18 protein-coding genes and 1 pseudogene are annotated in these 18,485 nt (G+C 56.3%); 11 read left to right on the top strand and 8 right to left on the bottom strand.

What is annotated here, in order from left to right:
- The 7 genes and pseudogenes from ACWNZ1_RS14985 to ACWNZ1_RS14955 all read right to left on the bottom strand — a co-directional run.
- A pseudogene (locus ACWNZ1_RS14985) lies at positions 1-215 on the bottom strand (electron transfer flavoprotein subunit alpha/FixB family protein); the annotation flags it as partial.
- A gap of 16 nt (positions 216-231) precedes the next feature.
- A complete protein-coding gene (locus ACWNZ1_RS14980) occupies positions 232-981 on the bottom strand; it encodes an electron transfer flavoprotein subunit beta/FixA family protein (RefSeq protein ID WP_456027731.1) in 750 nt (249 codons plus the stop codon).
- Positions 982-1,043: 62 nt separating this feature from the next.
- Positions 1,044-2,246, bottom strand: a complete 1,203-nt coding sequence (locus ACWNZ1_RS14975; RefSeq protein WP_178084268.1) for a CaiB/BaiF CoA transferase family protein — start codon at positions 2,244-2,246, stop codon at positions 1,044-1,046.
- A gap of 74 nt (positions 2,247-2,320) precedes the next feature.
- Complete coding sequence (locus ACWNZ1_RS14970; RefSeq protein ID WP_256453427.1) at positions 2,321-3,484, bottom strand: acyl-CoA dehydrogenase family protein; 1,164 nt, start codon at positions 3,482-3,484, stop codon at positions 2,321-2,323.
- Positions 3,485-3,550: 66 nt separating this feature from the next.
- Positions 3,551-4,147, bottom strand: coding sequence for a thiamine pyrophosphate-dependent enzyme (locus ACWNZ1_RS14965; RefSeq protein ID WP_256453426.1), 597 nt, complete (start codon positions 4,145-4,147; stop codon positions 3,551-3,553).
- Positions 4,135-4,674, bottom strand: coding sequence for a thiamine pyrophosphate-binding protein (locus tag ACWNZ1_RS14960; protein ID WP_003442221.1), 540 nt, complete (start codon positions 4,672-4,674; stop codon positions 4,135-4,137). Before ACWNZ1_RS14960 ends, ACWNZ1_RS14965 begins: the two co-directional genes overlap by 13 nt.
- Positions 4,675-5,101: 427 nt before the next feature.
- On the bottom strand, positions 5,102-6,478 hold the full coding sequence (locus tag ACWNZ1_RS14955; protein ID WP_406550145.1) for an MFS family transporter: 1,377 nt from the start codon (positions 6,476-6,478) through the stop codon (positions 5,102-5,104).
- A gap of 504 nt (positions 6,479-6,982) precedes the next feature.
- Between ACWNZ1_RS14955 and ACWNZ1_RS14950 the strand changes: the two genes are divergently transcribed.
- On the top strand, positions 6,983-7,906 hold the full coding sequence (locus ACWNZ1_RS14950) for a LysR family transcriptional regulator (RefSeq protein WP_135846170.1): 924 nt from the start codon (positions 6,983-6,985) through the stop codon (positions 7,904-7,906).
- A 307-nt stretch (positions 7,907-8,213) separates the two neighbouring features.
- Positions 8,214-8,759: a hypothetical protein gene (locus ACWNZ1_RS14945; protein ID WP_256453425.1), complete on the top strand. Its 546-nt coding sequence runs from the start codon at positions 8,214-8,216 to the stop codon at positions 8,757-8,759.
- 132 nt (positions 8,760-8,891) lie between these two features.
- Here ACWNZ1_RS14945 and ACWNZ1_RS14940 read toward each other — a convergent pair whose 3' ends face one another.
- Positions 8,892-9,425, bottom strand: coding sequence for a hypothetical protein (locus ACWNZ1_RS14940; RefSeq protein ID WP_135846168.1), 534 nt, complete (start codon positions 9,423-9,425; stop codon positions 8,892-8,894).
- A 298-nt stretch (positions 9,426-9,723) separates the two neighbouring features.
- Between ACWNZ1_RS14940 and ACWNZ1_RS14935 the strand changes: the two genes are divergently transcribed.
- From ACWNZ1_RS14935 to ACWNZ1_RS14895, 9 genes are all read left to right on the top strand, one after another.
- Entirely contained in the window at positions 9,724-10,659 is a 936-nt protein-coding gene (locus ACWNZ1_RS14935; RefSeq protein WP_256453424.1) for a Ppx/GppA phosphatase family protein, read from the top strand.
- Positions 10,660-10,806: 147 nt separating this feature from the next.
- Positions 10,807-11,838 (top strand): phosphate ABC transporter substrate-binding protein PstS, encoded by a 1,032-nt coding sequence (pstS, locus tag ACWNZ1_RS14930; RefSeq protein WP_135846166.1) that lies wholly within the window; start codon positions 10,807-10,809, stop codon positions 11,836-11,838.
- 74 nt (positions 11,839-11,912) lie between these two features.
- A complete protein-coding gene (gene pstC, locus ACWNZ1_RS14925) occupies positions 11,913-12,878 on the top strand; it encodes a phosphate ABC transporter permease subunit PstC (protein WP_135846165.1) in 966 nt (321 codons plus the stop codon).
- Entirely contained in the window at positions 12,878-13,771 is an 894-nt protein-coding gene (gene pstA, locus ACWNZ1_RS14920) for a phosphate ABC transporter permease PstA (protein WP_135848034.1), read from the top strand. Before pstC ends, pstA begins: the two co-directional genes overlap by 1 nt.
- 76 nt (positions 13,772-13,847) lie before the next feature.
- Positions 13,848-14,609 (top strand): phosphate ABC transporter ATP-binding protein PstB, encoded by a 762-nt coding sequence (pstB, locus tag ACWNZ1_RS14915; RefSeq protein ID WP_238346656.1) that lies wholly within the window; start codon positions 13,848-13,850, stop codon positions 14,607-14,609.
- 102 nt (positions 14,610-14,711) lie between these two features.
- The gene (locus ACWNZ1_RS14910; protein ID WP_135846163.1) at positions 14,712-15,410 is read left to right on the top strand and encodes a hypothetical protein; all 699 of its coding nucleotides are present in this window, start codon (positions 14,712-14,714) and stop codon (positions 15,408-15,410) included.
- Complete coding sequence (locus tag ACWNZ1_RS14905) at positions 15,410-16,045, top strand: hypothetical protein (RefSeq protein ID WP_280944191.1); 636 nt, start codon at positions 15,410-15,412, stop codon at positions 16,043-16,045. The genes ACWNZ1_RS14910 and ACWNZ1_RS14905 overlap by 1 nt, the downstream gene beginning before the upstream one ends.
- 134 nt (positions 16,046-16,179) lie before the next feature.
- Entirely contained in the window at positions 16,180-17,220 is a 1,041-nt protein-coding gene (locus ACWNZ1_RS14900) for a zinc-dependent alcohol dehydrogenase family protein (protein ID WP_456027730.1), read from the top strand.
- A gap of 372 nt (positions 17,221-17,592) precedes the next feature.
- Positions 17,593-18,444: an IclR family transcriptional regulator gene (locus tag ACWNZ1_RS14895; protein ID WP_256453420.1), complete on the top strand. Its 852-nt coding sequence runs from the start codon at positions 17,593-17,595 to the stop codon at positions 18,442-18,444.
- Positions 18,445-18,485: the final 41 nt, after the last annotated feature.

Here is an 18,485-nt window from a genome sequence, read left to right as displayed (position 1 = left end):
TTTTCCGGCAGTTGGTGCGCGTAGGCAGCGTTGTCGGCCGCCAGCACTTTAGCCACGCCAGCGATTTTCGCGGCGGCTTCAGCCACGGCGCCAATGCCCTGGCCAGCAACCAGGACGTGAATGTCAGCGCCGATTTTGGCAGCGGCAGCCACGGTGTTCAGCGTGGCCGGAGCCAGCACCTTGTTATCGTGTTCGGCGATTACGAGGATAGTCATGATCAGGCTCCCCAATTCAAAGCACCTTCGCTTCGTTTTTCAGTTTCTCGACCAGTTCAGCCACCGACTTGACCTTGATGCCCGCGCTGCGTGCAGCTGGCGCTTCGACTTTCACGGTCTTGTTGGTGGAGGCGGTGCAAATGCCCAAAGTGTCCGGAGTCAGCACTTCAAGCGGCTTCTTCTTGGCTTTCATGATGTTTGGCAGGGACGCATAGCGCGGCTCGTTCAAACGCAGGTCGGTGTTGACGATGGCCGGCAGTTTCAGGGAAACCGTCTGCGCGCCGCCGTCGATTTCGCGGGTCACGGCAACGCTGTCGCCGGACACTTCAACTTTGGACGCGAACGTGCCCTGACCGTAGCCGCTCAATGCCGCGAGCATCTGGCCGGTCTGGTTGTTGTCGCTGTCGATGGCTTGTTTGCCGAGGATCACCAGCGATGGCTGTTCCTTGTCGACAACGGCCTTGAGCAGCTTGGCCACGGCCAGGGAAGTCAGGTCTTCGGCGGATTCGACGAGGATGGCGCGATCGGCACCCAGTGCCAGCGCAGTACGCAGTTGTTCCTGGGCGGTGGTCGGGCCGATGGAGACGACGACGATCTCAGTCGCCACGCCTTTTTCTTTCAGGCGTACGGCTTCTTCTACGGCGATTTCGCAGAAAGGGTTCATCGACATCTTGACGTTGGCGAGGTCGACGCCGGAGTTGTCCGCCTTGACGCGAACCTTGACGTTGTAGTCGACCACACGTTTCACAGCTACCAGGACTTTCATTGGGCAGTGTCCTCTTAAAAACTTTGATCGTTGCGGGCAGGCTTTTAGTTTTCAGATCAAGCCTAAATCGCTCCGGCTGCGCGCATTTTTTCAATACGATCCGTGCCTAGCCCCAGTTCCCTGAGCACCTGTTCGGTGTGCTGGCCAAGGCCCGGTACGGCATCCATACGAGGCTCGAACGCGCTATTGCTGCCTGGAGGTATCAAACTTGGAACCGTGCCGGCAGTGGTTTCGACTTCCCGCCAGCGATCACGTGCCTGAAGTTGCGGATGGTCCCAAACACCTTGCATGTCATTGACCCGAGCATTAGCAATTTGCGCCTGCTCCAACCGATCAAACACGGCATCGAAATTGAGTGTGGAGAACGACTCAACGATGAGTGCCCGCAGCGCTTGACGGTTTTCGACGCGCTTGTAGTTGGCAGAGAAGCGTTCGTCTTGCGCCAGTTCAGGCGTCAGCAGCACCTTGTCGCAAAACAGCTGCCACTCTCGTTCGTTCTGCAAACCCAGCATGACTGTCGTGCCATCACCGATGGGGAAGGGACCATAGGGGTAAATCGTGGCGTGCGCGGCGCCGGCGCGAGGGGGCGGGGGAGAGCCGTTGTAGGCGTAGTACATCGGGTAGTTCATCCACTCGACCAGGCTTTCCAGCATGGACACATCAAGGTGGCTACCTTCGCCAGTGCGTCCACGCAACAGCACGGCCGACAGAATTCCGGTGTAGGCGTACATGCCGGCCGCGATGTCAGCAATCGAGCAACCTGCCTTGGCCATTTCTTCTTCACCCGGTCCGCCGGTGACCGACAGGAAACCGCCTTCGCTCTGGATCAACAGGTCATAGGCTTTTTTCTTTTCATAGGGGCCGCCTGCGCCGTAGCCTGAAATGTCACAAACGATCAGGCGCGGAAACCGCTGATGCAAAGCCTCAAATGAAAGTCCCATTCGTGCTGCGGCACCCGGCGCCAGGTTCTGCACCAGGACATCGGCAGTGGCCAGCAAACTGTCTAGCACCTCTGTGGCCGAATCTTGTTTCAGATCGAGGGTCAGGCTCTCTTTCGAGCGATTGGTCCAGACGAAGTGCGAGGCGAGACCATTGACGCGTTGGTCGTAAGCCCTGGCGAAGTCACCCGTGCCGGGGCGTTCGACCTTGATGACACGCGCACCAAGGTCGGCCAATTGTCGGGTGCAGAAGGGCGCTGCAATGGCATGCTCAAGGCTGACGACAGTAATGCCATCGAGCGGACGGATGCCTTTGGGTTGGCTCATGATTATTATCTCTCTTGTCATGGCTCCCCAGTCGCGCCTGCTTAAGCAAACGCACTGGGCTTTACGCTGATCCTTTAGAAGGAGCGCGGCAGTTCGAGCAGGTGTTCGGCAACGTACGACAGGATCAGGTTGGTGGAGATGGGTGCCACCTGATACAGACGGGTTTCACGGAATTTGCGCTCGACGTCGTACTCGCAGGCAAAACCAAAACCGCCGTGGGTCTGCAAGCAAGCATTCGCGGCTTCCCAAGAGGCTTTCGCCGCCAGGTACTTGGCCATGTTGGCGCTGGCCCCGGCATTGATGCCGCTGTCGTATTCCTCGCAGGCACGCCAGCGCATCAGGTCAGCCGCTTCGATTTCAATGTGTGCTTCAGCGATGGGGAACTGCACGCCTTGGTTCTGCCCGATAGGGCGTCCGAACACGACGCGATCACGTGCATAGGCGCTGGCTTTTTCGATAAACCAGCGTCCGTCGCCAATGCATTCGGCGGCGATCAGTGTGCGCTCGGCGTTCAGGCCATCCAGAATGTAGCGGAAACCTTTGCCTTCCTCGCCGATGAGGCTGTCGGCAGGAATTTCGAGGTTGTCGAAGAACAACTCGTTGGTTTCGTGGTTGACCATGTTGGCGATCGGCTGCACGGTCATGCCGTTACCGATAGCCTCGCGCAGGTCTACCAGGAAGATCGACATGCCCTCGGACTTCTTCTTCACCTCGGCCAACGGCGTGGTGCGCGCCAGCAGGATCATCAGGTCGGAATGCTGAACCCGTGAGATCCACACCTTCTGCCCGTTGATCACGTACTTGTCACCGCGTTTGATCGCTGTGGTCTTGATCTTGGTGGTGTCGGTGCCAGTGGTGGGTTCGGTGACGCCCATCGATTGCAGGCGCAATTCGCCGCTGGCCAGTTTCGGCAGGTAGTAGCTTTTCTGCGCCTCGCTGCCGTGTCGTAGCAGGGTGAACATGTTGTACATCTGCCCGTGGACGGTGCCGGAGTTGCCGCCGCAACGGTTCACTTCTTCCAGGATCACCGAGGCCTCGGCCAGCCCGAGGCCGGAGCCGCCGTACTCGACAGGAATCATCGCCGCCAGCCAGCCGGCATCGGTCAGGGCCTTGACGAAGGTTTCCGGGAAACCTTTTTCTTCGTCGACTTTACGCCAGTAAGCCGCATCGAATTCAGCGCAAAGTGCGCGCACGCCCTCGCGAATGGCATCGAGTTCGTCGCAGTTGCGGTCAGTCATTATTGTTCTCCTCAACGCGTCACGCACGACAGTTGCCCTGCGTGACCGGGTACGGGCATAGAGTGGTCAGATCGGGTTGAAACCCAGGGCGGCACGAAAGCGATTTTTGATGTAGTGACCATCGCGCGGTGGCAGCACCCGTGGCGGGTTTTCCGCCTTGATTTTGATCGTCGCGAGCTTGACGCCATCGCGAGTTGTAAAGCGCTCGCGCAAGTTATGTACGCCTTCCATGTCACGGATTTCATCGGTCCAGCTGAAGCCGCAAGTTTTCGCGACCTGGTCCAGGGAAACTCCAAACCCCGCATGGCTGACCTGCATACCGGTCTCGCCAAAGTGACCGTTATCCAACACCGCAATAGTCAGGTTGGCGGGTTTTTGAAGTGCGACGGTGGCCAGGGCGCCGAAGCCCATGAGCAATTCGCCGTCACCGGTGACCACCACCACCGATTTGTCTGGCTGCGCATTCGCCAGGCCCAGGCCCACAGTGATCGCGCTGCCCATGGCGGCCCAGAGGTAATAATTCAGATCGTTGTCACCGGCGGCCATGACGTCGTAGGACGCCGAACCGAGGCCGGTCACGACCAGCACGTCTTTGCGGTCGGCCAGCAAGGCCTTGACCACTTCGCGGCGGCACAGAGTGTGGTTTGCGCTTACTTGACCCATTTCTTTTCTCCAATCAGGCGCTGGCCGAGCAGCAGGGCAGTGGACGAATCACCGTTGAAGGCCATGGTCGCGGCACCGTGCAGCAGCGGGGCGACGTCTTCTGGAACGTCTGCGCGCCAGGTCATGACCTTCATCAGGTTCAGGGAGGCTTCTGTGGCCTGCCCCATCGGGTTCTGCCACGCGTTGAATTCGGCCCAGTCGCCGCGCATGGTGACCACCATCAACAGCGGGAAGCCGGCACAGACTTGAAGTGCCAGGGTGTTGATGCAGTTACCGACGCCGCTGGACTGCATCAGGAGAGCTCCGCGCTCTCCGCCAAGCCATGCGCCGGCGAGATAGCCGATGCCTTCTTCCTCGGTGGTGAGGACAACGGCCTTGATGTCCGGGTCTGCATACGACATACGGATCGCCGCCGAGTGGCCTGCATCCGGTACGAAGACCACGTGTTTGACGTCGTGGGCCTTGAGCACGCGGAACACGTCCTCCTGCCAATCCTGTCCCACGGTGTGTTCAGCTTCTGTTGACATGCCAATCTCCCAAGCAGTGCTGCTTTTGTGTTTTCACCCATTCTGGGAGGGATGGAGGAGAAGGACGACTACCGTTTTTGTCTTTGAGATATGCCCGTTTTGTATAGCTGGAAGGTGAATGCGTGGCCTGCCGGGTAATAGCGATAGCCACGCATTATGGGAAGGGAAATGATTAACGTAGCGAGGTGAAGCAGAGCGTACGGATCGCCTCGCAAGCCCGGCGCAATGAAGCTCATCCAGTGCATGCTCAATGAGTCAATGATTTGCCTTCACCAGAAAGTTTCAGTCACGTCCAGCTCCCTGTTGATGGTGGGGGGCAGTTGAGCGTGGTGCCTTCAACGCAGGTAGCATCCGCTACACAGGGATGAAAAAAAGGGCCCAGGAATCATCAGGGGCCCTTTAACTAACCGCAGTAATCGTCAGTGTTTCAAATCCTCGCAGCGTGCGATTTAGTCCAACCCCTCAATCCGGTTCGCTCTTCAATCTCACCCGAACCGCTGATGTAACCATAGCGCGACAGGTTCGGCATCAGCATGGCGGCTATGAAAGTGATGGTCACTACAGCCGCGACATAGAAGAAAAAATACGCCTCTATGCCTTGTGACCGCAGCGACAGGGCGACGTATTCCGCAGTGCCGCCGAATGCCGCATTGCCTACCGCATACGGAAAGCCCACGCCTAACGCACGTACCGCAGGAGGGAAAAGCTCAGCTTTGACGATCCCGGCAATCGGGGTGTACAGCGATGCGATTGCCAGGCCGCCAAATACCAGCAGGAAGGCGGTAAATGGACTGCTGACGGATTGCAGCGAATAGAGCAGGGGGATCACCAACAACATGGCGAACCCGGAAAACAACAACATGTGGGTCTTGATTCCGATACGGTCGGCGAGCAGACCAAAGAGCGGCTGGCAGAACATAAAGCCGACCAGTGCCGCCGTCATGATGAAACTCACCGTTTCCGGACTGAACCCCGCAGAGATCACCAGAAATTTCTGCATATAGGTGGTGAAGGTGTAGAAGTAGAGCGAACCGCCAATGGTGAACGCCACGACCAGTGCAACGGCACGTTTGTGTTTGAACATGCCGCGCAGAGAGCCGGCATCTTTGCGGTTCATGTCTTTTTTAGTGGCGGTTTCATGCATAGCGCGCCGCAGATACACGACCACGATGGAACTCAATGCACCGATAAAGAACGGAACTCTCCAACCCCATTCGCGCAACTCCTCGCCGGTGAGGGTTTGTTGAAGAATGACCACGGTCATCAGCGCCAGGAGTTGGCCCGCGATGATGGTGAAGTACTGGAACGACCCATAGAAACAGCGTCGACCCGGCGTCGCGATTTCACTGATGTAGGTGGCACCTGTACCGTACTCTGCGCCTACGGACAGGCCCTGAATCAGTCTGGCGACGACGAGCAAGACTGGCGCAGCCACACCTATCGTTTCATAGGTGGGCATGACGGCGATCAATAGCGAACCGGCGCACATCATGAACACCGAAATGATCATTGAGACCTTGCGGCCACGGGTGTCGGCAATCCAGCCGAAAATCCAGCCACCGAGAGGGCGCATGAAAAAACCGACGGCAAAAACGCCGGCTGTAGCGAGCAGTTGGCTCGTAGTGTCACCTTTGGGAAAAAACGAAGCCGCAAAGTAGATGGCGGTGTAGGCGTAGATGAAAAAATCGTACCACTCCACCAGATTGCCCGAGCAGGCACCCATGATGGCTCTGACGCGATTCGGACTTTTCATCTGATCGGACTTTTCAGTGTGGAGTGTTGAGTCGCTGGTTGATGCAGACATGTTGTTCACCCTTTTTTCAAGGCGAGACGATACGAGGCCCACGCTGATGCGTGTCCGACGTTGCTAGCTCGATGGGTTGATGTGCTTAACGCAGTTGCAGTGATCCTTTGACGACCAAGGCACATGAAGAGGGGGGATGTATATGAGAGGTCCGCTGCTCGCTGGCGGTATCAGGCGGGGCGGTCAGGTAACGAGAAATGTAGTCAATCATGGCGTAAGCCCTCGAATCTTATTCTTGTAGTCAGTCGATCGCTCTTGGCGTCGACGTTGATTGCACGCTACCGCAGAGTGACGAGGGTAATAAGCCGTCAGCCAGGTCTAACTGATATACCGAAATTCTATAGCTTGGCTTGCAGCCCCGGCTGGCTAGGGTATACCGCCGCTCGTAAGCCGCGACTTCCCATGCGACCCGGCTTCTGCGGCATTCCAAGGGGTGTTAATGCGTTTACACTGATTCTACCTTCGACGCATTTCGCGCCGAGCCCGACTTTGACTGGCCTGGTAATGGATGTCGTTCAACTCAAGACCCTAATTCATGTGGCCGAGCTTGGCAGTCTCAGCAAGGCCTCCGACCGGCTTCACATCGCACAACCGGCACTGAGCAGGCAAATTCGTCTGTTGGAAAAAGAACTCGGGGCCTACCTTTTTGATCGGCATGGTCGGGGTATGGAGATCACTGATGCCGGCCGTGAAGTTTTGGCGCATGCCACCCGAATCATGGAAGAGATGGAGTCCATTCGAAGTTCGGTCGTGGGCGGGAAGTCTTCTTTTCGGGGCACGGTGGTGATCGGTACGACACCGACGGTTGCGGAAATTGTCACCGTTCCGCTGGTGCGAAAAATCAAGGAAGAGCATCCGAATCTCGCCATCAGGTTCTCCTCCGCCTTTAGCGGTTACCTGCTGGATTGGGTTCAGCGTGGCGAATTGGAGCTGGCGATTTCTTACGATCCCCAACCCTTGCATACGCTGCGTATCGTGCCGGTGATGATGGAAAACCTGCTACTGGTGGGGCCCGCCAGCGCCAATCTGCGCCTGGATGCGCCGGTGTCATTCGAGTCTTTGGCCCAGCAGCAATTGGTGTTGCCCAGCGCCCGCCACAGTCTTCGCGTGATTTTGGATAATTGTGCGCGGGAAGTCGGCATCAAGCTCAAAACCAGCGTTGAAGCTGACTCCTTCGGCGCGATGATTGATCTGGTTCGCAATGGCTTCGGTTTGACAGCTTTGCCACTGGCATCGATTTATACGCAGATTGAATCGGGAGTGCTCAGTGCTGCACCTTTGGTCGACCCTATTCCCATGCGTAAATTGGTCCAGGTATTTCCCGCAGACAGGCGAGTCAGCCTCGCCGCAAAATTTGTTGGAGATGCGTTCATCGAAATTGCCGCCGATCTAGTAGGTCGCAAAATCTGGGCAGGGCACATGCTTTGAACAGCATCAATCTTTGACCATGAACCTATGAAGAACATTTTTTGGCTTTTTGCTCATGGATCTCTCCAGTCAGGCACCGCCCTCCGTGACCGGATGCGACAGGTGGCGTGGTGATATTTAACAGTGCTGCTATTGTAGTTTGATGCTTGCAGAAACCGAGCGATCAATTATGAGTATAAAGTTCAATATTTTGATGTGTAAATATGTTGGGCTTTAATTTTATTCATGGTTTGCGTTGATTTGGTGTGTGGGTAGCATTGTGTATTGGTGTCATTGGTCTTATGTCTTTTTTAGTGAGGTGAGGCTCGTGCATTTAAGTCTGATTGGTACGCTGTCAGCTAATAGCGTAGTTGCTATATCTCGAAAAGTGGAGCATGGGGTTGGCAAAAGCACTGTGCATGTTTTTGTGCCGGCGACACTGCGTGCTGCAACTGATATCTTGATTGCGTCCAGTAAAGGGGAGTGTGCGAGCATTATAGAACAGTCTGGCGATATTAATGATGGTGTCCTTCATAATGTTGTCCATGAGTTTGCGGATGAGGCTCTAAAAACGAAAGGCGCAACGGAGAAGTACAGCGGGGAAACTCATTGTCATATTAGTTGTTTGACGGATGGTGGGGCGGGTTACATATCCTCAGTGCTGTTGTCTAACAAGGTTATAGATATCAATGCCGCGACAATCATGTTTTATAAATTAACCACCACCAAGTTTTCGAAGGAGGATGAAAGACGTAACGCCCAAGCAGAAGCGGCGAGGGACAGGAAACCTCAACTGTTGGCGGCGTTAAAAATGTGGGCGAAAGCTTCTACGCGCACGAAAGTAGGTCCAGATTTTTTTGACCAGTTTTTCTGAGAGACAACACCCGCACAGTAAGGGGCGGCGGGGGTATTTCAGTTGTACCCAAAAGGGCGGCTTGTGTTCAAAGCCATTGAGCTGATTGGCCATGACCGCATGGCCGTTAGGGTCCTTTTAGGTCAAGCGCTGTCAGCGTCTGATCCCCATGCATGCATCCAGTGAGTCTTTGCTTCGCTCCAACGACGCCAGTGTTTCTTTACGCTGCTCTCCTCGAGACGAGAATACATCCAGTGCCGAAATAGCGAGTTTACTTTCCAGTCGTGAGATGTCCTCCCGATAAGGTGCACAGCGCTTATCAGAAGCCGTAAGTGCTTTGTAGGTTTCGGCCTCTGCCTTGGAGCTCAAAGCATCACGATTGACGGAGGCGAGTTGTTTATCGATCTCTTCGAGACGAACCTCTTTCGTCGCGAGATTGATTTGGCTCTGGCGTAGTGAATCGTTGAGCTGCCTGTTTTCGAGATGAGCTGACTCGAGGTCTTTTCTCACCTCAGCCAAAGTGTCAGTCAGGTGTTTGACATCGCTTCTAAGTTGGCTTCGCTCATCGACTACATTGATTGCAAAAATCAGCAGCGCTGTGAAGCCGGCAAACCAGGTCCCATCCTTTAGGAGGGTAAGAAACTTGAATTTCGGGGCCTTGGGTTCTGGATGATGCGGGTCATTCATTTCATTCTGCTCTAGGTTGTTCGCTACGGATGAGAACCTACCATTTTGAAGGCTTTAAGGGGGGCGAGATACCAATCGCCAACGTGCATTCCACCTTCGCGCCATGAACCGCTTCGTGGAGAGGGCCGAGACCATGAAGAACATCGGCCTCGCCATGCAGAACGGGCATCACATACTCGCGAATAAGTCCCCCGGTGTCATCTTGCCGTCATCGAACGAATGGCAACATCCATGCAAACCATCTTGAGTGCACAGCGGGCTTGTGCCTGTTGCTTGATGAACTTGCAAGGAAGTTACCATGAAAGGAGACGCCTCTCTGTTTGCGGCCGTTGATCTTGGTTCTAATGCATTTCGCATGATGATCGGCCAGTCGGTCAGGCGGAATCAGGGGTTCGAGATTCAGGAAGTGAAAACCTTGCGTGAGCCCGTTCGTTTAGCCGAGGGCGCGCGGGGAGGGTCGCTGGACGAGTTGGCGTTGGATCGGGGATGGCAGGCGCTTGCGCGATTTGGCAAAAAACTACGCGGCTTTGAAGAGGGGCGTGTGCGGGCAGTGGCTACCAGCGCGGTCCGCGAAGCCGACAACGCTCAGCTGTTTCTGGCAAGCGCGGAGCGGCACCTGGGTTTCCGGATTGACGTTATCTCCGGGCATGAAGAGGCTCGACTGGTCTATGCCGGTGTTGCTCATACGGTACCCGGTAAAGAGAGTATGCGCCTGGTCGTGGATATCGGTGGCGGCTCCACTGAGTTGATCTTGGGGCAGGGCGCTCAACCGCTGCTGACGGAGAGCATTGCCATTGGCAGCGGCACCTTTGGCGCGCGTTACTTTCAGGAGGGCCGGATCACGGCTCAGGCGCTCCTGGAGGCTGAGCGCTTGGCCACTCTACAGTTTGAAAAAGTGGCACGGCGCTTTCGCGCGCTGGGCTGGCAGCAAGTGATAGGTTCTTCAGGTACTGCCCGGATGCTGGCCAAAGTACTCAAGGCCAACGGGTTGAACGACGATGGCCAAAGTGGCATCACCTATGGTGGTTTACTGCGCTTGTCGTTGCGCCTGCTTGAAGTGGGGCATGTCAAACAGCTCAGACTGGCGGGTTTGCAAAGCCAGCGCATGAGTATTTTGCCTGGCGGGCTGGTGCTCATGCTCGCGGCGTTCAAGGTGTTTGGTGTCACGCATATGACGCCTTCCGAAACGGGTCTGAGGTTCGGCGTTCTTCATGACCTGATGTGTAAGCATTGATGGACTGGTGAGTTGGCGCCGACCGGGTAAGGAGTATGGCCACCGCTACCAGGCGAGTCAGCGAAACCTTGTGCCATTCGACTTTCATAAAAGCGTAACAAGCTTGCTGCAGAGTTCGGGAGCCCGTTATCACAAGGAGTTCCTTCGATGAAAAATTTAATGAAGTCTGCTGCTCTCGCCATTACGGTTTCTCTTTGTGCCACCTCAGTGTCCTTCGCTGCGGAAAGCGTTCGCCTGACAGGTTCCGGCGCCAGTTTCCCTGCACCGATTTACCTCACATGGTTCAAGGATTTCAGCAAAAAGTCCGCTGGCGTCACCGTCGATTATCAGTCCAAGGGCAGCGGTGCAGGGGTACAAGACTTCCTGAACAAAACCGTTGATTTCGCCGCCAGTGACTCGGCAATGAAAGACGAAGACATTGCCAAGGTCGCCGAAGGCGCGCAGTTGCTGCCGATGACCGCGGGTGAAATCGTATTGGCCTATAACCTGCCCGGCAGTCCTAAAGGGTTGAAACTGCCACGGGACGTTTACTCGAACATTTTCCTGGGCAAGATCACCCACTGGAACGATCCGCAGATCGTCGCGGCCAACCCGGAACTGAAGCTGCCTGACATGCCGATCACCGTTGTCGTGCGTGCAGACTCCAGCGGCACGACTGCGGTATTCACCAAGCACGTATCGGCAATCAATCCAGAGTTCAAGAAGGCGTTGGGTGAAGGCAACACGGTCAACTGGCCAGCCACCGACAAATTCATCAAGTCGCCCAAGAACGATGGTGTTACCGCCACCGTACGCCAGACTCCGGGAGCCATTGGTTACATCGAATACGGCTTCGCCAAACTGGCCAAGGTCGACTTTGCCCAGTTGCAGAACAAGGCCGGTCACTACGTTGTACCGAACGCGGAAAGCGGTGCCGAGGCGCTGGCAGCGGTGAAGATGCCAGACAATCTGGTGGCCTGGTTGCCTGATCCGGATGGCGCCAAGTCCTATCCGATCACTTCCTACACCTGGATGATCTTCCGTAAGCAAAACGAGAACCCGGCCAAGGCCAAAGCCATGCGTGAAATGGTCGAGTACAGCCTGACCGAGGGGCAGAAAATCGCCGATTCGATGGGTTATATCCCTCTGCCGCCATCGGTCGTCGATCAGGTCCGCAAAGCTTCTTCCAACATCCAGTAACGCTCGTGAGGCCTCTCTCGGTGTGTGCTGTCAGCCATGCCGGGAGAGTTTTCCCCCTGTTCCGGAACTCGCCCATGAACACACCTTTTGTCGTACCGGTTAACCCGGATTCTGCCTGCCAACCACCCTCTGCGAAGGATTTCCTGGTTGATCGCACCTTCCGTGCGCTTGCGCGAATAGGGGTGGTTCTGGTTCTGGCGTTGGTATTTGCCCTCGTATTCGAGGTGGGACGCAAGGCGCTTCCAGGCATGGAAAAGCACGGTTTTGACGTGCTGTTGGGAAGCGTCTGGGACGTTAACCAAGGCAAGTACGGCATTTTGCCGGCCATTTGGGGGACGCTCTACAGTGCCCTGATCGCGTTGCTGATCGCAGGCTTTTTCGGCGTCAGCATGGCGATTTTCCTGACCCAGGATTTCCTGCCCGCCAAGCTTGCAGCCGTATTTCGCACCATCGTCGAATTACTCGCGGCCATCCCCAGTGTCGTTTATGGCTTGTGGGGGATCTACGTGGTGATCCCGGCGATTCGGCCGCTGACGGCGTGGTTGAACACTGAGCTCGGCTGGATTCCGTTTTTCGGCACGTCCTTGAGTGGGCCGGGGCTGCTTCCAGCAGCGCTCGTACTTGCCATCATGATTCTGCCGACCATCGCCGCCGTGTCCCAGGACGCCCTCACCGGTGTGCCGATGAAAACCAAGCAGGCTGCCTATGGCATGGGGACCACCCATTGGGAAGCGATTCTCAAGGTGATGGTGCCATCCGCCGCCACTGGCATCTTCGGCTCCCTGGTCCTGGGCCTGGGGCGCGCGCTGGGTGAAACCATGGCCCTGGCCATGCTGGTAGGCAACGCGAACAATATTTCGCTTTCTCTGTTTGCCCCGGCCAATACCTTGGCGGCCTTGTTGGCGCTGAACTTCCCTGAGGCCGGGCCGAACGAGATCGAGGTGTTGATGTACGCCGCACTGGTACTGATGTTGATCACGCTACTGGTGAACATCATCGGCTCCATGATTATGGTCTATGCCCAACGTGGTACTAAATGATGACTGACCTCACTTCCCCAACAGCCGCTTTGCCAAGCCTGCAGCGCAAGTTTGAAGGCCGTGCCCTGCGCAGCCTGGTGTTGACCACACTGGTCTGGGGTGGCGCGCTATTGGCCAGCGTGCCGCTGATTTCCGTGCTCTACATGCTGATCACGCGTGGAGGCGCACGCCTGAACCTGGAAGTATTCACCGAACTGCCGCCGACGGGGTTCGAGACGGGTGGCGGCTTCGGCAACGCGATGGCAGGCACCTTTGTCATGGTCGGTATCGCGGCGGCAATCGCGGTTCCGGTCGGCATCATGGCGGCGATCTTCCTGGCCGAACTTGGGCCGGACAGCAAGCTGGCAAACGCCGCGCGTTTTGCCGCCAAGATGCTGACCGGTCTGCCTTCCATCCTGGCCGGGGTTTTTGCCTACGCCCTGGTGGTGATGACCACCGGTACCTACTCGGCACCGGCCGGTGGCGTGGCACTGGCGGTACTGATGCTGCCCATCGTCGTGCTGACGGCTGAGGAGTCGATGAGGATGGTGCCCAAGATCATGAAGGACGCCGCCTATGGCATGGGCTGCACCCGCTCGCAGGTGATCTGGAAAATCGTATTGCCTACCGGCATGCCGGCAATCCTGACGGGTGTCATGTTGGCCGTGGCACGCGCCGCGGGCGAAACCGCGCCGTTGTTGTTTACCGCGTTGTTCAGCAACTACTGGATCTACCACGAAGGCAGCCTGGAAGTCATGAATCCGACGGCGTCGCTGGCCGTGTTGATTTACAACTTCTCCGGCATGCCTTTCGACAACCAGCTCGAGCTCGCATGGGCGGCCTCGCTGGTGCTGGTGATGATCGTGCTGGTCGTGAATATTGTCAGCCGTATTTTCGGCAAGCCCAAGTACTGAGAACGGGAGCATCTGAATTTTGAACGTATCAATTGCGCAAAAAAACGCTCCGTTGGCTACCCAAGCGCCTGTGGTCATGGACTGCAAACTGGACAAGATTTTCTACGGCAACTTCATGGCGGTCCGTGACAGTCATGTGCCGATCGAGAAAAACAAGATCACTGGCTTCATCGGTCCTTCCGGTTGCGGCAAAAGTACCGTGCTGCGCAGCCTCAATCGGATGAACGACCTGGTCAAAGGTTTTCGCTTTGAGGGCCATGTGCATTTCCTCGGGCAAGACGTCTATGGCAAGGGCGTTGATCCTGTCGTCGTGCGCCGCTATATCGGCATGGTGTTTCAACAGCCGAACCCGTTCTCGATGAGCATCTTCGACAATGTCGCATTCGGCCTGCGCCTCAATCGCTACAAGGGCGATCTGGGCGACCGTGTAAAGCACGCCCTGCAAGGCGCCGCGCTGTGGGATGAAGTCAAGGACAAGCTCAAGGTCAGCGGCCTGTCGCTCTCCGGTGGCCAGCAGCAACGGCTATGTATCGCCCGCGCCATCGCCACCGAACCGGAAGTCCTGCTGCTGGATGAGCCCTGTTCGGCACTCGACCCGATCGCCACCCGCCGGGTCGAGGAATTGATGGTCGAGTTGAAGAAGGACTACACCATCGCCTTGGTGACCCACAATATGCAGCAGGCCATCCGTGTCGCTGACACGACAGCCTTTTTCTCGGTGGACATTACCCAGGGCACGCGCACCGGCTATCTGGTTGAGATGGGCCCAACCACCCAGATTTTCGACAACCCGCGCGAACAAATGACTGGGGATTACATCAGCGGCAAGTTCAGCTGAGCAACCAACCTGCGGTCAAGGTCGCATGCCGCCAAGCGCCAAAAGGATTTGGCCGGCATCCGCTCGTTTTACCTTCTTATCTACCGTTTTTCAGGAATGATAATGTCTGCAACGCGTCGTCTTGATTTGCCTGCGATTGAACGCGCACTGCGTGAAGTGCAGAATCGCTTTGCCGAGCTGAGCCGGCACTTCACCGAGCTGCGTGATCCCTTGACTGACGAAGTGCTGAAGAATGTGCTTGAAGGCTATGCGTTGATTGACGACTATGTCGCACGTGGCGTCGACCTGTTCGATCTTCAGCAACTGAACCTGATGCTGGAGATCAATGCCACCGTTCTCTGTGGCCGAGACCCGGCGCGCCGGTTGGAATATGCCCAGCACCTGGCGGCGACCGAGGAGCACTTCTTCAACAACGTTGAGGGCGGGATAAAGGACTTGTTCAATTGGTACTGCGCGTATCGCAGCGAATCAGTCTGGAAGCGTGCGGCCGGTGTCTATGTACGAATCCTCAGCAAGCCGCAGTTGTTCATTGAAGGCAATAACCGCAGCGGCTCGCTCATCGTCAGCTATTTGCTCATGCGCGCAGGTTTGCCGCCGTTCGTGCTGACGCTGGATAACGCCGAGGGCTACTTTAACCCGTCATCGGTCATACGCAACTCCGCCAAGCATGGTGTCAAGGCCTTGTACGAATTGCCCAAGATCAAGAAAAAATATGCAGCCTTCCTGGAAGAACAGGCGCCTGATCCCATGAGGTTTTATCTCAAAGACAAGCCCCTGTCCGTCTATCAAGGGGGCCATTGATGCGCTGGTATCCAACGCTCGCTAAATGCCGAAGCTCCGTCAGCCGGGTAGGGCAAGCCATCCAGCGCGCCATCCCGATGCACTTGCGCAGGCGCCAGCGCATCCGTATTTCGTTTGATATCGATGACACGCTGGCATGCCAGCTCCACCACTGCGCCGTCGAGCAAAGCCGGCTACCGGCCTGTATTCATCGTTGGCTGGGTGAGCCATTGCGTAGCGGAACACGCTCCTTGACCCGAGCCTTACGTCGCCAGGGATGCAGCATCTGGGTCTACACGTCGTCCGGTCGGACACCGTCTTACATCAGGCGCTGGCTATTACTGTACGGTATCCGCGTTGACGGCGTGGTCAACAGTGTCCGGCATAACCGTGCCCTGACGGTACATGGGCTTTCCAACTCCCCCTCGAAATTTCCGCCAGCATTCGATATCGACCTGCACGTCGATGATTCCGAGGGCGTGCAGATTGAAGGTTATGATCACGGTTTTCGCGTCGTGGTAGTCCGTCCGGATGATGAGAACTGGGCGCAGAGAGTCCTCGATGCAGCCACTGCACTCCAGGCACAGCTGGCTTGGCAGCAACCGCTCAGACACAAGCCGCCAGCGCAATCACGCTCGGAAGTCTTTTCTTCCTGATCGTTTACGAATACCCGAACGAATGGGCCCAATCTGAAAAGATTGGGCTTTTTTTTGGGGTGCGCCAAACATGGCGCGGATCAGCCACGGTATTGTCTTCGTGCGTAGCGTTTTTCTAAAGTAGAGGGATTCTCATGAAAGCCGTAGTTTACGAAGCCTTTTCCCAGCCTCCTCGTTTGATGACGGTCGAAGTCCCGACGCCTGAACGTCATGGTGTGGTTGTTCAAGTCCTTGGCACGGGCGTATGCCGAAGCGACTGGCATGGCTGGAAAGGTCATGATCCTGACATCCAGCTGCCTCATGTGCCCGGTCACGAGTTGGCGGGGATCGTGGCCGAGGTGGGTAAAGACGTCACGAAATGGAAGGTGGGCGATCGCATTACCGTTCCTTTTGTTGGTGGCTGTGGTGCTTGCCCTGAGTGCAATAGCGGCAACCAACAAGTGTGTCATAGCCAATTTCAGCCGGGTTTCACCCATTGGGGTTCCTTCGCTGAGTATGTGGGTATCCACAAGGCCGATTTGAATCTGGTCGCGTTGCCTGAAAGCATGGACTTCGCCACAGCGGCGAGCCTGGGCTGTCGTTTCGTCACGTCGTTCCGCGCGGTTGTCGATCAAGGCAAGGTCACGGCGGGGCAGTGGGTCGCGGTTCATGGCTGCGGTGGGGTGGGGTTGTCTGCGGTAATGATCGCCCAAGCTATCGGCGCGAACGTCGTCGCCATCGATATCTCGGACGACAAACTGAAGCTTGCCCAATCGCTCGGTGCCGTCGCTACCGTCAACGCAAGCCGCGTTGCTGATGTCACTGAGGCGGTACTTGAAATTACCAAGGGCGGCGCGCACGTTTCGCTGGATGCTCTCGGTCATCCAACCACATGCTTCAACTCCATCAATAATCTGAGACGTCGTGGCAAACATGTCCAGGTCGGTTTGATGCTGGCTGACCACAGCACGCCTGCGATCCCGATGAGCAAAGTCATTGCCCACGAACTTGAGATCTGTGGCAGCCATGGCATGCAAGCTCACCGTTATGGCGCGATGCTAGAGATGATCACCTCCGGCAAGCTGGCGCCTGAAAAGCTGGTAGGCAAGACCATCAGCCTTGAGCAATCCATTGAGGCGCTCATGAACATGGATCGGTTTGATACGGCAGGGGTCACGGTCGTGACGCAGTTCTAAGCGATTCCGGCATTGCGCTTTAACGACTGATCTTGATGTCGATGGCGGAATGCAGGCTACCTCTGCGAGTGGGAATACAGGGGCCCTGAATCAGACGTTTTAAGCTTCACCGACCATTCGAGCGCCTTTGCAAGCACATCGTGTTAGGTCGGTGATTATTCAGGTCGTCGAACGCTCAACCCACTTATCGAAACGTCTGCTTGCCCGGGCCTGAGGGCTGAGCGGCGCGGGGTTGATCATCTTTTATAGCCAAAAGATATATAAATAATAAGAACTTGTCTTAATAGATATAGGACAAGGTCCTGCCAAAATAATATCCTAATTGAAAGAAAATAATTTCGCAATCCGAAAAAACTAAAAAGAGCGAAAAAAATGATCAAGATTCCAAAGCGTTCAGAAGGCAGCGCCGATTCGATCCAGGGCTGGGATGAAAAGAAGGCTCGAAGCACCGTTCAATCCTTGGCCAAGGGTTTTCGCGTACTGGAGTCGTTCACTGCCGAAAACGATGAATTGACCTTGAGTCAGATCGCCGCGACGGCTGATCTCGATCCTGGTACGACCTTCCGCATGCTCAATACCTTGGTCGATTTGGGGTATGTCTCAAGAATTCCGGAAAGCCGCCGTTTTGCGTTGACGCTCAAGGTGCTGGATCTAGGCTTCCACGCCATTGCCCGGACTGATTTGCGCAGCATCGTGCGGCCTATCCTTCGAAGCCTGGTCAGTGAAACCAGTGAAGCTGCCAGCTTTGCCGTCCTGCAGGGCGCCGATGTGCTCTACCTGGAGCGGGTGCGGGCGGGCATCACCCGGCTGGGTGTGGATATCCGTATCGGCACCACGGTGCCTGCAACTCAGACGGCTATCGGCCAGTCGATCCTTGCCTTCCTGCCGGAGCAACAGGTGCAGAAAGTCCAGGAACTCACACCGACAACGCCATTCATCATGAAGCCACATGTCCTTGAGCGTCCGCTGGCCGAACTGCTCGGGCAAATTCGCGACGATGGCTTCGTCTTGACCGAATCCCTGTTCACCGATGGCCTGAGAATTCTTGCGGTCCCCGTACTGGATATCGATGGATACCCCGTAGGGGCGATCAGTATTGCCGCCCCTTCGGTCCGGTGTACTGCGCAGGAGCTTAAAAACCGTGCACTGAGTTCTACCCTGGAAGCTGCCAAGGACATTGGCAAGGCATTGGAGGCCAATGGAAGTATCGGTTCGAACTTCTAAACGTTAGTCGTTCACGCACGGGCTCACGTTAAAGCCCGTCT

It is taken from the genome of Pseudomonas sp. CFBP 5748 (assembly GCF_053850495.1).
The sequence above is the reverse complement of the archived record's forward strand: the minus strand, read 5'-3'. Positions and strand labels throughout refer to the sequence as shown.

Bases quoted from the DNA above. Each gene is read 5' to 3' on its own strand.
- ACWNZ1_RS14905 (WP_280944191.1), top strand. From the start codon at position 15,410: ATGCGCTGGTATCCAACGCTCGCTAAATGCCGAAGCTCCGTCAGCCGG.
- ACWNZ1_RS14965 (WP_256453426.1), bottom strand. From the start codon at position 4,147: ATGGGTCAAGTAAGCGCAAACCACACTCTGTGCCGCCGCGAAGTGGTC.
- ACWNZ1_RS14900 (WP_456027730.1), top strand. From the start codon at position 16,180: ATGAAAGCCGTAGTTTACGAAGCCTTTTCCCAGCCTCCTCGTTTGATG.
- ACWNZ1_RS14970 (WP_256453427.1), bottom strand. From the start codon at position 3,484: ATGACTGACCGCAACTGCGACGAACTCGATGCCATTCGCGAGGGCGTG.
- pstB (WP_238346656.1), top strand. From the start codon at position 13,848: ATGGACTGCAAACTGGACAAGATTTTCTACGGCAACTTCATGGCGGTC.
- ACWNZ1_RS14980 (WP_456027731.1), bottom strand. From the start codon at position 981: ATGAAAGTCCTGGTAGCTGTGAAACGTGTGGTCGACTACAACGTCAAG.
- ACWNZ1_RS14950 (WP_135846170.1), top strand. From the start codon at position 6,983: ATGGATGTCGTTCAACTCAAGACCCTAATTCATGTGGCCGAGCTTGGC.
- ACWNZ1_RS14895 (WP_256453420.1), top strand. From the start codon at position 17,593: ATGATCAAGATTCCAAAGCGTTCAGAAGGCAGCGCCGATTCGATCCAG.
- ACWNZ1_RS14935 (WP_256453424.1), top strand. From the start codon at position 9,724: ATGAAAGGAGACGCCTCTCTGTTTGCGGCCGTTGATCTTGGTTCTAAT.
- ACWNZ1_RS14960 (WP_003442221.1), bottom strand. From the start codon at position 4,674: ATGTCAACAGAAGCTGAACACACCGTGGGACAGGATTGGCAGGAGGAC.
- ACWNZ1_RS14975 (WP_178084268.1), bottom strand. From the start codon at position 2,246: ATGAGCCAACCCAAAGGCATCCGTCCGCTCGATGGCATTACTGTCGTC.
- ACWNZ1_RS14955 (WP_406550145.1), bottom strand. From the start codon at position 6,478: ATGTCTGCATCAACCAGCGACTCAACACTCCACACTGAAAAGTCCGAT.
- ACWNZ1_RS14940 (WP_135846168.1), bottom strand. From the start codon at position 9,425: ATGAATGACCCGCATCATCCAGAACCCAAGGCCCCGAAATTCAAGTTT.
- pstS (WP_135846166.1), top strand. From the start codon at position 10,807: ATGAAAAATTTAATGAAGTCTGCTGCTCTCGCCATTACGGTTTCTCTT.
- pstA (WP_135848034.1), top strand. From the start codon at position 12,878: ATGACTGACCTCACTTCCCCAACAGCCGCTTTGCCAAGCCTGCAGCGC.
- pstC (WP_135846165.1), top strand. From the start codon at position 11,913: ATGAACACACCTTTTGTCGTACCGGTTAACCCGGATTCTGCCTGCCAA.
- ACWNZ1_RS14910 (WP_135846163.1), top strand. From the start codon at position 14,712: ATGTCTGCAACGCGTCGTCTTGATTTGCCTGCGATTGAACGCGCACTG.